The sequence below is a fragment of the Fictibacillus sp. NRS-1165 genome (assembly GCF_050468105.1).
In the GTDB taxonomy this organism is placed as follows: domain Bacteria; phylum Bacillota; class Bacilli; order Bacillales; family Fictibacillaceae; genus Fictibacillus_C; species Fictibacillus_C terrinigri.
The window spans coordinates 30,764-46,753 of sequence record NZ_JBDPNU010000030.1 but is presented as its reverse complement, the minus strand read 5'-3'; the positions used below and the strand labels follow the sequence as shown (position 1 = coordinate 46,753).

The window sequence follows — 15,990 nt, the reverse complement described above, 5'->3', positions numbered from 1 at the left end:
TCCATTTGACAGTTGTTATAGAAAATTTGGATGATGGTGATCCCGAGCTCATTTATGTTGTAAGAAAAGAAGGCCCGCTGTACCGAACAGCTGACCTTCTTTTTATTTTCTATGCATCTTAAATTCCAGGAACAGCTCGTTATAGTATGCCAGGTTCTTTTTGCCCAAGTTTTCATACACCTCGAGCTTTCTGGTCAGTTCAGGCGAAGGATAGAAGCGCTCATCATTCACCGTTCCTTTTGGCATATAGGATAAGGCTTTTTTGTTTGGTGTGGAATAGTTGACGGATTCTGCATTTTTGGCAGCTATTTTTGGATCCAGCATGAAGTTGATAAACTTATGCGCAGCTTTTATGTTCTTCGCTGTTTTTGGGATGACCATGTTATCGAACCACAAGTTGGAGCCCTCTTTTGGAACAGTATACTCCAGGTTTTTGTTTTCACTCATGATTTCTGACGCAACTCCGGACCAAACAAGTCCGATTGAAGCCTCTTCATTTTCAAGCAGAAGCCTGCTCTCGTCCCCCACGATCGCCTTAATGTTAGGAGTCAGCAGATCAAGCTTGCGTTTCGCTTGATGCAAATGATTGTGATTCGTATCATTCAGGGAATATCCGATGCTGTTCAATCCCATACCCATGACTTCACGGGCACCGTCGATCAAAAGAATCTTGTTCCGCAGATCAGAATCCCACAGATCGTTCCAGCTCGTGATTTTCTTTCCTCCAAGCATTTTTGAATTATAGACAATCCCGACGGTGCCCCAGAAATACGGCACTGAATATTTATTGTCTTCATCAAATGGAAGGTCCATGAATCGCTTATCAATGTAATGCAGATTCGGAAGCTTTGAATGATCAAGAGGAATGGAGCAAGCGCTCCTTCCGCATCTTATCGATCATGTACTCAGATGGAATAGCGATATCATACGTCGTTCCACCCTGCTCAATTTTGGTGAGCATCGCTTCATTAGAATCAAAGGTTTCATAAATCACTTTGACACCGGTTTCTTTTTCAAATCGTTTGATCAGCTGGGGATCAATATAATCGCCCCAGTTGTAGATCGTTAATGTGTTGCGCCCTGAATAACCTTCTGAGTTATTCAGCTCATGGACGGTATAAAAGAGAACGGCAGACACAAGAATAATCGCAAAGAAAAAACGGACAAGCTTGCTCATTTGTTAACCCCCCATCCGTTTGGCTTGTTGCGCTGTGAAATAAAGTAGTATACAACGACAAGCACGAGTGTAAACAAGAACAAGAGGGTGGACAGCGCGTTGACATTCAACGAGATTCCGCGGCGAGCCAGCGAGTAGATCTCAACAGAAAGGGTAGTGAAGCCGTTTCCTGTCACAAAGAACGTGACTGCAAAATCATCCATAGAATAGGTCAGCGCCATAAAGAAGCTGGCAAATATTCCTGGTGTAATATAAGGAAGTACAACTTTGGCCAGTACGTTCCATCGGCTTGCTCCAAGGTCTCTGGCAGCATCAATCAAAGTCGGGCTCATTTCGGACAGCTTTGGGAGAACCATTAGGACAACAATCGGAATGCTGAACGCGATATGTGACAGCAGTACGGAAAACATGCCGAGCTTTATTCCCGCCATCGTAAACAAAATAAGGAAGGAGGCACCAATAATAACATCCGGACTGACGATCAGTACGTTGTTCAGGGAGAGCAGTGTGTTCTTCGTCTGCCGTTTTTTCATGCTGTGGATGCCGAGTGCTCCGAATACGCCGATAATCGTTGCAAATAAAGAAGAAAGCAGAGCGATCACCAGCGTATTCATGACGATGATCAGCAAACGTGAATCTTGAAAGAGCTCTTTGTACCAATCCAGTGTAAAACTTTTGAAGCCGTACATCGTACCGCCGCTGTTGAACGAGTAGAATACGAGAAAAAAGATTGGTGCATAAAGGATCAGGAAAATCAACACGAGAAAGATTCGCGACATCGGGTTTATTTTATTATCCATCTATACCCCCCGCTTTCTGTTCCCGGTTACATTCATGATCAGGAACATGATTATAATTAAGAAAACGGCTATCGTCGATCCCATGCCCCAATCACGGGTGACAAGAAAATGCTGCTCGATGGCGGTTCCAAGGGTGATGACCCGGTTTCCAGCGATCAAGCGTGTCAGCATAAATAAGGAGAGTGCAGGAATAAATACGACCTGGCAGCCTGACTTTACACCGTTAATCGTCAACGGGAAGATGACGCGGCGGAACGTTGTCCATTTGGATGCGCCCAAATCATTGGCTGCATCCAATAGGGAAGGATTCATTTCATTTAAAGAGTTAAAAATCGGTAAAATCATGAATGGGATGAAGATATATACTGATACAAAAATAAAACTGAAATCTGTGAACAGGATCTGTTTTGATCCGACACCTATGGCTTCCAGGAAGCTGTTCGCAATCCCCTTTGTTCCGAAGATGCCGAGAAAAGCATAGGCTTTCAAGAGCAGGTTGATCCAGGAAGGGACAATGATCAATAGAAGCCATAACTGCTTATGCTTGGTTTTCGTGAGCAAATAAGCGGTCGGATAGGCAAAGATCAAAGAAATAAACGTAATCAAAAACGCATACCAGAACGAACTGAAGGCCATCTTCATGTAAACCGGCGTAAAAAAGTTCATGTAATTCATGAGCGAGAAATGGCCTTCGATATCAAAGAACGAATAATAAAGAACGAGAAGAAGCGGCGCAATGACGAACAGAACAATCCATAGCGCATAAGGCAAAAGGTATAGATTCTGGGTGATCTTATTGTTCATGGACAACTCCATGGGTATATGCTTCCAGACGCCGGTCGAAATCTGCTTCAGACTCCCCGAAACGAATGACATGGATGGCTTCCGGATCAAAATAAAGTCCGATTTCGTCTCCTACAGCTGCCCTTTTCGTAGAATGGACTAGCCATTCATTGCCGTATATGTCGTAGCAGCTGATCTCATAGTGGACCCCGCGGAACAGCTGAGAATCAACACGTACTTTCAGTTTTCCTCGTTCAAGCGTTGTAATTTCCAAATCTTCTGGACGAATGACAACCTCAACCGGCTCATCCGGATTCAATCCTCGGTCGACACATTCAAACTGTCCGCCGACAAACTCAACAAGATAATCTTTGATCATGCTGCCTTCAACAATATTGGACTCCCCGATAAAATCAGCTACAAACCGATTGATCGGCTCATCATAAATATCAATGGGTGTACCGCTCTGCTGAATCTTTCCCTTGTTAAAACAAAGATTTCATCAGACATCGCCAGAGCTTCCTCCTGGTCATGAGTAACAAAGATAAAGGTAATACCCAAACGCCGCTGCAGTTCACGTAATTCATACTGCATTTCGGTCCTCAGTTTCAAATCAAGGGCTGACAATGGCTCATCGAGCAGGATCACTTCAGGTTCATTGACGATGGCTCTTGCTATGGCTACGCGCTGGCGCTGCCCACCTGACATATCACGGATCTCACGTGTTTCATACCCTTCCAAGTTTACAAAGCTCAGTGCTTCTTTTACTTTTGTTTGGATCTCGGTGTTCTTCATCTTTTTGATACGCAGTCCAAACGCCACATTTTCAAACACATTTAAATGCGGGAATAAAGCATAATCCTGAAAAACCGTGTTCACCTGGCGTTTGTTGGCAGGTACATCATTAATTTTCTTTCCGTTAAAGTAAATGTCACCTTTAGAGGCTTCGGTAAAGCCGGCGATCAAGCGAAGAATGGTCGTTTTTCCGCATCCGGAAGGACCTAGCAATGTATAAAATTTTCCTCGCTCGATTTCAAAGCTGACGTTATCGAGCACTGCCGGGTCATCGTCATATTGCTTTGTCACATTTCTAAATTGAATAATTTCGTTCGTCATGGCAACCCTCAACCCCTCATCTAACTTTTTTCCATATATGGACGCAATTCTGCAAAAATTTACATTTTTATTCTGAACAATATACATGAAAACCGGACAATAATTAACGAAAAATGATCAAATGATAGGTATTAATATGTTCCTATTCTTTGTGTTTTCCGATGTACGCATCTATTCTATGAATATACGGTTTTTTGATCATGAAAACTTCATGATTAAGTTTATCTTAAAAGAGAGGGGGGGATAAAAAGGTGTGACAATCAAAAACAGGAGAGTTGGTGGGAGAAGGGACTCGATCATCGTGATGGAACGGCCAAATGTAGAGTGAAAGCGCTTGTACTAGTATGGAGGAGGAGATCATTGATGGTGTATACCGCAGAAAATAATCGTTATGAGTCTATGAAATATAACAGAAGCGGCCGCTCCGGGCTGCTGCTGCCGGCAATCTCTCTAGGGCTATGGCATAACTTCGGGGGAGTGGACACCTTTGAAAACGGACGGGCGATGCTCAGAAGAGCGTTTGATCTTGGTATTACTCATTTTGACCTGGCTAACAACTATGGCCCGCCCGCAGGCTCTGCTGAAGAAATGTTTGGCAAGATGCTAAAGACTGACTTCGCTCCTTACCGGGATGAAATGATCATATCAAGCAAAGCAGGTTATTATATGTGGCCTGGCCCATACGGGGAATGGGGATCCAAAAAGTATTTGATTGCAAGCCTTGACCAGAGCCTCAAGCGTATGGGGCTGGATTATGTAGATATTTTTTACTCCCACCGTCCAGATCCTAATACACCACTCGAAGAAACGATGGGTGCACTGGATGCGATCGTGCGTCAAGGAAAAGCGCTATACGTCGGGATTTCAAGCTACAGTCCGGAACAAACGGCAGAGGCTATTAAAATCCTGAATGATCTGGGCACCCCGCTCGTAATCCACCAGCCGAGCTATTCCATATTAAACCGTTGGATCGAAGACGGGCTTCAGGATGTTTTAGAGGAAAACGGTGTAGGGACCATTGCATTTTGCCCGCTTGCTCAAGGCTTGTTAACAAACAAATATATAAGCGGTGTTCCGTCTGATTCACGTGCGGCAAAGTCGACAGGAGCGTTGGGAGAGAATGAAATCACTCCGGAAGTCATTGAAAGAGTCCGCAGACTCAATGAAATCGCAGCTGACAGAGGACAGAGCCTGCCGCAAATGGCGCTCTCATGGGTTCTACGGGGCGGCAAGGTCACTTCCGCTTTAATAGGTGCAAGCAGAGTGAGCCAAATTGAAGAAAACATTGCAGCACTGGATAACCTTGATTTCAGTGATCAAGAGCTGCAAAAAATTGATGAAATTTTAACGGTAAACAGCTTTGTGCGATAAATAGATAGTAGTAAAAGCCCTCTCAAATGAGAGGGCTCGTTTTTATTTTTTGCTTTTGTTTTTAAGAGAAGGTGAGGAAGGCAGCTTCCTTACCCATGCGCCAGAAGTATTGGAGAGTGTCCTTCCAGTATTCGCAGATGGTGATGAATTTTTAACAGAAGTAATCGGAATGCTGTTAATATCAATCGTAATCGGCGTAATAACGGGTCTGTCCTATTATTTTTCTTTAGAAACCAAGGGGCGGTCAAAGACAAAAATCGTCATGGCAATATCAGCCTCAATATCGATATCAGAAAAAATGCGGAGGATGGATGCTCCGGCAAGATCTTCAAACTTTCTTCGCACACTCAGATCGGTGTAGATTTTTTTGACTAGACCGGTACGCGCTTCGTGAACCATTTTTTCGCCTTCTTTTGTACCCATCATGAATTTTTCGATATTCGTTAGGTTTCCTTTCATCTCACTAACTGCCCAAGAGCCAACGAAGCATGTGCTGATTTCCCTAGGACCGTTGCCGACGAATTCCTTGCGTATTTCACGGACAAGCATACTGAATTGATGCTCTATATTTTTGGTCATTGCATTTTTCTCCTTTTATCTTTATATCGTTTACCTTTAGGCGTCAGCAGGATATAACTGAAAGCCAGCAGGAGGATGACGATTGAAAGCCAAAAGTTTGCTAACGGGTTTCCGTTGTTGACAATAATGTAACGGACACTGGCCGTAATTCCAATGTATAGGAGATAGCTAAGCGGAAAGTGGTGGCTTTCGCTAAAGTAGGTCACAATCATGGAAATGAAGGCAAAATATAAGAAAAACACGAGTACTTTACCAAGTATATCATGAACATTATGATTTCCTGTGCAGGCGTCGATTAATAAATAGATAAGCTCTCTGAAAAGAAAAAATACCAGGATCCCGCCGAGCAGTACAAGAGAGAGATTTAATAATTTCTGCAATCCTTTGCTGATGGTTTTCCACTTTTCCGGTAAGATGATTTCTAGCATTCTGACCACATTACTCCTTTAATCCTTCCCCGACACCTTTTAAAAGGTTCATTCCGAATCCGATGGCCCGGTTAATGTCAGGGTCCTTCAAAGCTTTCATCAGGTCAAAGACGCCTACCTTTTCATTATTGGCGAGTGCCCTTTCAGCTCTTTGTAGTCCATTCCCGAGGCTGCTCATCAGTTTCTTCGTCATGTCAGGGTTGGTTTCGGACAAAACACCGGCCGCTGCCATCATATTATTAATAGCATTGGTCATCTGGGGGCGGAGCAGCTGTTCAACCGCAATTCCCGCCACCTTTTCCTTCGCTTCAACAAGGCCGTTCACTGCTCCTATAATCCCGCTGTCATGAAGCTGATGAAAAAGCTTGATGAGTTCCTTTATTCCATCTGCACTCTTCGCAAGATCTTCTAAAATCGTATCAATACTTTGTTCCTGCAGTTCTTTTTCCGTATGGGCTGAATGAGAAATTTTCGTAATTGGTTCTGCCATTATCGTCGGCCTCCCACTGGTTTATTAATGTCGGCAATCGGCTCATAGTCCTCTCTCGCCCACTTGCGTTCCACCTGAACACCCGCCTGAGGATTCCGTTCAGCATACCGCGGATTATACATGGGAAGCGGTGCTCTGCCTTTCACATGAACAAGTTCCATTCGCACTTTTGTCTGCTTATAGGCAGGAGTCTGAGTCCTGACGTCACCAACACTTCCGGTCAGCATATTAATAGCATTTTCGTGGCTTACGGAATGCATCGGTACATACAATTCATTGCCTTTGACTCGGTCTGTGACGATACAACGCAATTTAATAAAACCGTATGGTGAAATCAGGCGGACGGAAGAGCCGTCCTGAAGTCCTCTTTCACTGGCAAGCTCGGGCGAAACTTCAACAAACACTTCAGGTAGCTTATACTGGATGCCTTTTGACTTGTTTGTCATATTGCCTTCATGAAAATGTTCAAGCAGACGGCCATTGTTTAAGATCAGATCAAATTCCTTTTCATAATCCACTGGCTTCACATATTCAGCCAGGGAGAAACGTGCTTTGCTGTCAGGGAAATTAAAGCGCTCAGTGTAAAGAAGCGGCTCATCACGACCGTCTTTTTGCACCGGCCAGACAAGGCTGTTCCATCCTTCTAGACGATCATAAGTCACCCCGGAAAAAATAGGGGAAAGACTTGCAATTTCATCCATAATTTCACGGGGATGTGAATAGTTCCAGTCCGTTCCCATCTGCTTAGCGATCTGCTGGATGATCCACCAGTCAGGCTTGGATTCGCCCATGGGTTCAAGTGCCTGATACAAACGCTGAATGCGGCGTTCGGTATTGGTGAATGTGCCATCCTTCTCCAGTGATGGAGAAGCTGGTAGAACCACGTCGGCAAATTGAGCGGTTTTGGTAAAGAAAACGTCCTGTACCACAAAGAATTCCAGTTTGCTCAGCATGTCGTGGACATGATTGGAATTAGAATCCACCCAGGCCATATCTTCTCCCATCAAATACATGGCTTTAAGGTTGCCTTTTTCTACCTCCTGAAGCATTTCAATGTTTGTAAATCCAGCTTCCGGGGAGATGGATACCCCATATGCTTCTTCAAACTTTGCACGTGCAGCATCATCTGTCAGTCTCTGGTTGCCGGGAAGCCATTGGGGCAGGGTTCCCATGTCACAAGAACCTTGTACATTGTTATGTCCCCGCAGCGGATAAGCACCTGCACCCGGACGCCCGAAATTGCCGGTGGCCAGCAGAAGATTGGCGATTGCAGCAGATGTGTGGGATCCGGCGATATTTTGAGTGACACCCATGCCCCAAAGAACACAGGTGCCGTCAGCCTCATGAATCATTTCCGCCGTCTTCACCAGCTGTTCTTTGGAAAGTCCTGTGACTTCCTCTGCATAATCAAGCGTATATTTGTTCAGCAGCTGAAGGTAGTCCTCATAATGGTTAACCCTTCCTCTGATAAATTCTTCATCATGCCATCCCTGGTCGATAATATATTTTGTCACTGCTGCCAGCCAGACGAGGTCAGAGCCTTGTTTCGGATGGAGATAAAGATCGGAGCGTTCGGCCATTTCATGCCTGCGAAGGTCGGAGACAATGAGTTTTTGTCCGAATAATTTCTTCGCCCGTTTGACCCGTGTGGCCAACACGGGATGGCCTTCTGTAGGATTGGCTCCGATTATGATCACAAGACCGGCGCTTGCAATATCCTTGATCGTACCGGAATCACCGCCATAGCCGACTGTTGCAAGCAAACCATCGGTGGCCGGTGATTGGCAATAACGTGAGCAGTTATCGACATTGTTCGTTTCGAATACTTGCCTGGCCAGTTTCTGCATAAGATAGGAATCTTCATTTGTAGTTTTGGACGAACTGACAAAACCTAACGCATTGCCGCCATAAGTATTCTTTATTCGGCTCATCTTTTCTCCGATAAGGGAAAGAGCCTCCTCCCAGGTAGCCGTTACAAACTCATCGCCTTTGCGGATGAGGGGGGTAGTCAGGCGCTGATCGCTGTTCACGAAATCCCAGCCGAATTTTCCTTTGATACAGGTAGAAACACTGTTGACAGGGGCATTTTCAGCAGGTTCAATTTTTAAGATCTGACGGCCTTTTGTCCATACTTCAAATGAACATCCGACTCCGCAGAAGGTACAAACCGTTTTTGTTTTTTTGGTCCGGGTTTCACGCATTGCCGCTTCCACTTCGGAAACAGCAAATATTCCGCTGTAGCCGGGTTCCACTTCTTTGATGAGGTCAACCATCGGATTGAGAAGATCCTTTTTGATCCCGGTCATGAATCCCGCTTCTCCAAGCATTGATTTTTCCATTAACGCATTGCAGGGACAGACGGTCGCGCATTGGCCGCAAGAGACGCAGGAAGATTCATTGATCAGTTTATCGTTATCCCATATGACCCTGGGCATGTTTCTTTCCCAGTCGATAGTCAGCGTTTCATTCACCTGAAGGTCCTGGCATACTTCCACACATTTCCCGCAAAGGATACATTGGTTGGGATCATAGCGGTAGAACGGGTGGGACATATCCACTTCATAGCCTTTTTCGCGGAACGGGCGGGTTTGATGCTCCACTTCCAATAGTTCTGCAGTGTTATGAACCTTGCAGTTTCCATTGTTATTATCACAAACCGTACAGTAGAGAAGGTGATTTTCTAAAATTCGATCCATCGCTTCATTCTGGGCTGTTTTTGCAGAAAGAGATGAGGTGAGGATATTCATGCCTTCCTTTACTTCGGTGGAGCAGGCTCTCATCAGTTTCCCATCGATTTCACACATGCATGTATCACAGGTCTGGATCGGCCCCAGTGTTTCGGAATAGCAGATGTGCGGATGTTCAACTCCCTTTGCCAGAAGATGATCGAGTAACCTTGTCCCTTCTTCTGCCTCGTGCAAATCTCCGTTAATTTTCATCGTAATCTTGTTCGCCATCGTTATCCTTCCTCCTATTTGTAAACATAAAAAAACCCACCATAAAACAACCTGTGCTCCGCTCGCTGCAGCACAAATTCCTTTACAGTGGGTTAATGGCTAAGCATTTGAATACCAGCTATCCATCCCGCTATTACTTTAAATGACAGGCTCTTCAAGCAATTGATCATTACCGAAGAACGATGAACATTTTCTGTTTTTTATTATATCACGTTGAACAAGTGAATCAACTGCAATGTTATTCCAACACAGTTCTTGAAATGTCGCGTATTGTGAAAGTTCAATCGTTGTCATGTAGGGAAGTCCCGGATTTTCCGGATGTGGATCCGGGTTTTTTGGTTGCCCGACGTATCTTATCGGGTATGCACGTTTTCGCAACATCGGGCTCTAATATAAGATACGCATGTATTTCGAAGAGACCCCGCAAGTATTTCACAGAGATCGGCATGTAAATGATGGAGAGCCGCCTGTAAGTCCCATAGATCCGCATGCAAATAAATCTCTGCGTCAACACAATCCCCGCTCAACTTGAAATTCCCCCGGATCTGCATAGATTCGGGGGAATTTTGCTCAATCAAACTTTTTCGCAGAATTTTTCTTCGTAATCATGTAAGCAATGAGTAAAATGACAAACCAGACTGGTGTAATGAATAATGCAATACGGGTATCTGCCGCAAAACCGAGAACGACGATAACAAAAACGAAGAAGAGAAGGACGATCCAGTTAATGACCGGTGAAAGCGGCATTCTAAACGAACTCTTTTTCGCATCTTCAGGATGCAGTTTACGGAAACGGAGGTGGGAAACCAGTATGATTCCCCAAACCCATATGAAACAGATCGTCGCGATGCTTGTCACCAGTGTGAACACTTCTTCTGGCAATAAATAATTAAGCAGGACGCCAAACGATAGGAAGAAGGTCGACACGATCAATGCCCGTGCCGGAACTTGTTTTTTGTTAAGCAAACCAAGCTTTTTAGGCGCTTTTCCTTCGTTAGCCAGTGTATACAGCATACGTCCGGTACTGAACAACCCGCTGTTACAGGACGACATGGCCGAGGTTAAAACAACGAAATTGATGATACCGGATGCCGCCGGGATGCCGATCAGTTTAAAGACCGACACGAACGGGCTGCTGTCAGGGTCGATTTTATCCCATGGATAGATGGACATGAGAACGATCAGTGACCCGATATAAAAGAGCAGAATCCGTGCTGGAATGTTATTGATGGCACTCGGCAGTGTTTTGTCAGGGTCTTGTGCCTCACCGGCCGTTACACCGACAAGCTCAACTCCGGCGAACGCGAAGAGTGCCATCTGAAAGGCCAGAACAAAGCCAGCGGATCCATTGGGGAAAAACCCGCCATGACTCACAAGATTTGATAACGAAGCTTCCGTCCCATGGCTTTCATAGCCCATCACAATCAGGGCGATCCCAATCACAATGAGGGCTAAAATGGTAATGATTTTAATAAGAGCGAACCAGAACTCGATCTCGCCGAACGCTTTGACCGCCGACATGTTTATCAGAAGCAATATGAGTACGGCAGCTAGTGCAGTCAGCCACTGAGGAATGCCTGGAAACCAGTATTTTACGTAGAGTCCGACAGCCGTAATCTCCGCCATCCCTGTTACGATCCAGCAAAACCAATACGTCCAGCCTGTGATAAAACCTGCCCATGGCCCAATGAACGATTCGGCAAAATGAGTGAACGAGCCGGATGTCGGGTTGTACAAGAGCATTTCACCCAAAGCACGCATCATAAAAAAAAGCATGACTCCTATAAGTGCGTAATTCAGCATGATGGCAGGCCCCGCCAGGTGAATCGATTTTCCCGCACCTAAAAAAAGACCCGTCCCAATCGCTCCCCCGATGGCAATCAGCTGGATATGCCGATTTTTCAGTCCCCTCTTCAAATCTTCTTCTTTTTTCAACGCCTGCACCAACCTTTCCGAAAACAAAGATAACGAGTACAAATTTTCCGGCCCAACACTTATTTTTCCCCTAGTATGGCCAAATATAACGAGCCTATTAAAAGTATGTTAAAAAAGGATAGAAAGCGCTTAAAGTAAAGGAGATAGGGTATAAACATTCCGAACCATGGAACATATCTGAAAAATGGCAACTAGGGAGGGTTATGCATGAAAACCATTTTTGGAAGGTTAACACTGGCATTTTTACTTGTTTGTGGAGGATTGGCTGGATGTGGAACAACGGAGAAGACTTCAGGAGGCTCTTCACAAAAAGCAGAGGCAAAGAATGAACCGGCAAAGAGTGCTCAAAAAGAAGAAATCGCATCAAAAGCAGAAAGTGCTCAGAAACAAGAAGCTGTTCCCCAAAAAGCAGCAGCTCCGGTGAACAAACCGAAAAACGTAACCGTCAAGGGAGTATATATGTCTGGGTCATCAGCAGGCAATCATACTAAATTTAATGAAATGGTCAATCTGGTCGATGACACTGAGCTTAACTCCATCGTGATGGATGTTAAAGATGATGAAGGTAAAATTACATACGATTCCAGCGTACCTGAAGTAAACCATTATGGCTCTGATCATCATCCGAAAGTAAGTGACATCTCTCAGCGAATGAAAGTGCTAAAGGGCAAGGATATTTATAGTATCGCGAGAATCGTCACCTTCAAGGATCCTTATATGGCAAACAAGAAAAAGGAATTTGCCATGAAGAAAAAAGACGGCAGCCTATATTACAATGATGGCATACCATGGGTCGACCCATATAAAGAAGAGTATTGGAAGTATGTGACCGCTGTGGCAAAAGATGCTGCAAAGCAAGGATTTGATGAGATTCAATTTGATTATGTCCGTTTCCCGGATAACGGGGAACAGGTCGACCGTGAAGTAAAATTCGCTAACCCGAACAAGAAGTCAAAAGCGCAAAACATTCATGACTTCCTGCTTTACGCCAAAAAGGAACTCAAACCCTATGGAGTCAAAGTATCAGCCGACGTGTTCGGAGTGTCCACGAGCCAAAAAGACGATTCCGGCATTGGCCAGCAGTGGGAGTCGGTCACACCGGCTGTCGATGTGATCAGCCCGATGACGTACCCGTCACATTACGGGCCGGGGGTGTACGGTATACGTGTACCGGATGCCAAACCGTATGAACTCATTAAGAAAGCTCTCACCCCCGCCATAAACCGGGACAAAGTGCTTCAAGAACAAAAGAAACCGGTCGCCGAAATCCGTCCGTGGTATCAAGACTTCACCGCCACCTGGGTCGACGGCCATATCAAATACGGACCACAGCAGATTAAGGATCAGATCCGGGCAGGACAGGAGCTTGGTGTGGATGAGTACATGCTGTGGAATCCGCAGAACAAGTATACGGAAGAGGCATTCAAAAAAGTAAAGTAGTGACCAAATAGACCACTGTTAAAGTGGTCTATTTTTGTTTGGAACGGCACCCATCCTCATCACTATGTCACCAGTTGCCTTTTACACTCATAGAATATAGGCAGGAAAGCAACTGCCAAGGGGCTTAACCGGAGTGATGGATGCCATGTACAGACTTGCTGAAGTAAATCGGGAAATCGCATACCGCAGTTCTACCCTTCTCGATCTCCAGAAACAGGATGGATCATGGAGGTTTTGCTTTGAAAATGCGTTAATGACGGACGCCTACATGATTATCTTATTGCGGACTTTAGGATGGAAAAACGAACAACTGATTCAGCGGCTCGTTCAACGTTTATTGTCCAAGCAGGAAAGGAATGGAGCGTGGAAGGCCTTTCCTGATGAAGAAAAGGGAAATCTGACTGCGACAGCGGAAGCATACACCGCTATTCTCTATTCTGGGCACGTGCCAAAGGAGGCAAGCCGTTTAAAGCAAGCTGCCAGTTTTATCATCAATGAGGGCGGGTTAAAAAAGGTAAGCCTGCTTACAAAGGTCTTTTTTTCTTTTAACGGCCTGTACCCGTGGCCAAAACGTACAGTTGATCCTGCAAGGATCTTTCGAATCATGGATAGAGCTCAATTAAACTTTTATGATTTCAGCAGCTATGCAAGGGCACATTTTGCCCCTGTTTTATTGGGGATGTCTCAGAAGTTCCAACTGCGGTGCAGCAGCACGCCTTGTCTGAATCATTTGTATAAAGAGAAGGAAGATGGTTTTTGGGAAGAGACACAGATTGCCCGCAGAAAGGCTCCATATTCTTATCATACGGCCTTTCTGGAAAACTATATTCTACAGCGTATTGAAGCGGACGGAACCTTGCTGAGCTATGCAAGCACCAGTTTTCTTATGGTATATGGGCTCATCTCAATCGGCTATAGGCAGGATTCTCCCGTTATAAAACAAGCCGTCCATGGCCTGATTTCCTTGCTTTGCTATAACGGAGAGACCTTTCATATCCAAAATTCACCCTCAGCAATATGGGACACCTCTCTGGTAAACTATGCGTTATTGTCTTCAGGAACTGCATCTGGACATCCCAGCCTGATAAAAAGCCTCAGGTTCATCCTGAGGAGCCAGCATTCGAGCTATGGTGACTGGAAATATCATAATCCAGATGGATCTCCGGGTGGATGGGGTTTCAGCGAAGGCAATACCATCCATCCTGATGTGGATGACACACAGGTGGCCCTTCGAACATTAATCCGCTACCAAAAAAGGAACAGGAACGTGAATTACGCCTATAAAAGAGGAAGAGACTGGCTGTTATCCATGCAGAATAAGGATGGTGGATGGGCAGCTTTTGAGAAGAACAACGATAAAAAGTGGCTGCGAAAATTGCCTGTTGAAAGCGCGGCAGATGCCCTTACCGATCCTTCCACCGCTGATCTTACCGGAAGAACCCTCGAATTTTTCGGCAACTATGACGGTTTGCAGCTGCCGTCGCCACGGATTAAAGCAGCTGTGCAATGGTTAAAAAATAATCAGGAAAACGAGGGTTCCTGGTACGGCCGCTGGGGGATCAGTTACATCTACGGTACCTGGGCCAGTGTGACAGGATTGATGGCGGCCGGATCCTCTGAGCTAGACCGCACGATCCGAAAGGCAAAGGGGTGGCTGACCGAAATTCAGCATTCAGATGGCGGCTGGGGGGAATCATGCAGAAGTGATATCGAAAGGAAATACATTTCCCTCCCATACAGCACCATTACCCAGACAGCCTGGGCCCTCGATGCCATGATCGCCGCATGCCCTGCACCAAACCGAACGATAAAAAGGGGCATCGATTATCTCTTAAACCGGGAAAACTATAACGTTCAAAGCCTGACCTACCCGACAGGCGCCGGATTGCCAGGAACTTTTTATATTTATTACCACAGCTACAATCATGTTTGGCCGCTTCTTACACTCTCCCATTACAGGGAAAAATATAGAGGGACAGAATAGGGGATAAACAGGAGTAATCCAGGTTTTAACCCTTATCCTTTCCGCTTGTACAAACGGCACTCAGGAACACCCTATTGAAAATGGGGTGTTCCTGTTTATAAGGATCGATCCGGACTTCAACCAATTATGTAGAATTTATTAGGAAAAATCGGCTAAATCTAATGAATAAACCTGATAAAATTAGGATGTGATTAGAGATGCAATTTCTTTACAGCCAAGATTCACTAACAGTCATTCAGTGGATATTAAGAGCCATCCTTTCTTTTTTCTTTTTGCTGATTGCGGCCAAAATTATGGGGCAGCGTTCGATCTCTCAGTTAAGATTACTTGATTTCATAATGGCTTTATCCATTGGAAACATTATTGCCCACCCATTGTCGGATCAACATCTAGGGATGAAAGGTTCTCTTATTACAATTAGTGTGTTAGTGCTTTTGTATCTTGTATTAATTTTTCTAAGTCTCAAATGGACGAGGTTCACTAAGTTTATCGATCCTTCCCCCTTCACACTAATAAAAAATGGCGAGATCATTTATAAAAGTTTAATCAAAGCAAGAATACCGATTGATATCTTATTATCGGAATTAAGAAAAAAGCAAATTGACGATATTCAAAAAGTAGCATTAGCCTTGTGGGAACCAGATGGTACGATATCGTTTTTTTTAAAATCGCAATATAACGCAGCAACCCCTGAAGATATGAGTATCATGACCACTCCATTCGCTTTTCCTAAAACTCTTATTAAAGATGGGAAAGTTGATTTTAATCAATTAAAGGAGATGGGGAAAAATGAAGATTGGGTCAAAAGACAGATTAAATCACTGCACGGTGTAGAAGTAAAAGATGTTCTTTTAGCTACAACGGATGATACTCAAAAAATCAACGTGTTTTTATATAATAAGTGATACATCCAAAATTCTTTGATCACGG

Annotated in this window: 11 protein-coding genes and 2 pseudogenes; 4 read left to right on the top strand and 9 right to left on the bottom strand. The window is 44.7% G+C overall.

Going from position 1 to position 15,990, the window contains the following annotated elements:
* Window positions 1–102 precede the first annotated feature (102 nt).
* The 4 genes and pseudogenes from ABHN01_RS15075 to ABHN01_RS15060 all read right to left on the bottom strand — a co-directional run bounded on the left by ABHN01_RS15075 (window position 103) and on the right by ABHN01_RS15060 (window position 3,876).
* Window positions 103–1,177 (bottom strand): annotated as a pseudogene (locus ABHN01_RS15075) (ABC transporter substrate-binding protein).
* Window positions 1,174–1,977, bottom strand: coding sequence for an ABC transporter permease (locus ABHN01_RS15070; RefSeq protein ID WP_429876222.1), 804 nt, complete (start codon window positions 1,975–1,977; stop codon window positions 1,174–1,176). Before ABHN01_RS15070 ends, ABHN01_RS15075 begins: the two are co-directional and overlap by 4 nt.
* Complete coding sequence (locus ABHN01_RS15065) at window positions 1,978–2,781, bottom strand: ABC transporter permease (RefSeq protein ID WP_429876221.1); 804 nt, start codon at window positions 2,779–2,781, stop codon at window positions 1,978–1,980.
* Window positions 2,771–3,876: pseudogene (locus ABHN01_RS15060) on the bottom strand (ABC transporter ATP-binding protein). The gene ABHN01_RS15065 and the pseudogene ABHN01_RS15060 overlap by 11 nt, the downstream one beginning before the upstream one ends.
* A 363-nt stretch (window positions 3,877–4,239) precedes the next feature.
* Between ABHN01_RS15060 and mgrA the strand changes: the two are divergent.
* Window positions 4,240–5,247, top strand: coding sequence for an L-glyceraldehyde 3-phosphate reductase (gene mgrA / locus ABHN01_RS15055; RefSeq protein WP_429876230.1), 1,008 nt, complete (start codon window positions 4,240–4,242; stop codon window positions 5,245–5,247).
* A 216-nt stretch (window positions 5,248–5,463) separates the two neighbouring features.
* Here the strand turns inward: mgrA and ABHN01_RS15050 are convergent, their stop codons facing one another.
* The 5 genes from ABHN01_RS15050 to ABHN01_RS15030 form a co-directional block, all read right to left on the bottom strand.
* Window positions 5,464–5,826 (bottom strand): DUF2294 domain-containing protein, encoded by a 363-nt coding sequence (locus ABHN01_RS15050; RefSeq protein ID WP_429876220.1) that lies wholly within the window; start codon window positions 5,824–5,826, stop codon window positions 5,464–5,466.
* Entirely contained in the window at window positions 5,823–6,254 is a 432-nt protein-coding gene (locus ABHN01_RS15045) for a phosphate-starvation-inducible protein PsiE (RefSeq protein ID WP_429876219.1), read from the bottom strand. Before ABHN01_RS15045 ends, ABHN01_RS15050 begins: the two co-directional genes overlap by 4 nt.
* 10 nt (window positions 6,255–6,264) lie before the next feature.
* The gene (locus tag ABHN01_RS15040; RefSeq protein ID WP_429876218.1) at window positions 6,265–6,744 is read right to left on the bottom strand and encodes a DUF1641 domain-containing protein; all 480 of its coding nucleotides are present in this window, start codon (window positions 6,742–6,744) and stop codon (window positions 6,265–6,267) included.
* Entirely contained in the window at window positions 6,744–9,701 is a 2,958-nt protein-coding gene (fdhF, locus tag ABHN01_RS15035) for a formate dehydrogenase subunit alpha (protein ID WP_429876217.1), read from the bottom strand. Before fdhF ends, ABHN01_RS15040 begins: the two co-directional genes overlap by 1 nt.
* A 570-nt stretch (window positions 9,702–10,271) precedes the next feature.
* A complete protein-coding gene (locus tag ABHN01_RS15030; protein ID WP_429876216.1) occupies window positions 10,272–11,636 on the bottom strand; it encodes an amino acid permease in 1,365 nt (454 codons plus the stop codon).
* 207 nt (window positions 11,637–11,843) lie between these two features.
* Between ABHN01_RS15030 and ABHN01_RS15025 the strand changes: the two genes are divergently transcribed.
* The 3 genes from ABHN01_RS15025 to ABHN01_RS15015 all read left to right on the top strand — a co-directional run bounded on the left by ABHN01_RS15025 (window position 11,844) and on the right by ABHN01_RS15015 (window position 15,965).
* Entirely contained in the window at window positions 11,844–13,076 is a 1,233-nt protein-coding gene (locus ABHN01_RS15025) for a putative glycoside hydrolase (protein WP_429876215.1), read from the top strand.
* 136 nt (window positions 13,077–13,212) lie between these two features.
* Complete coding sequence (locus ABHN01_RS15020; RefSeq protein ID WP_429876229.1) at window positions 13,213–15,060, top strand: terpene cyclase/mutase family protein; 1,848 nt, start codon at window positions 13,213–13,215, stop codon at window positions 15,058–15,060.
* A 197-nt stretch (window positions 15,061–15,257) separates the two neighbouring features.
* Window positions 15,258–15,965 (top strand): DUF421 domain-containing protein, encoded by a 708-nt coding sequence (locus ABHN01_RS15015; RefSeq protein ID WP_429876214.1) that lies wholly within the window; start codon window positions 15,258–15,260, stop codon window positions 15,963–15,965.
* Window positions 15,966–15,990: the final 25 nt, after the last annotated feature.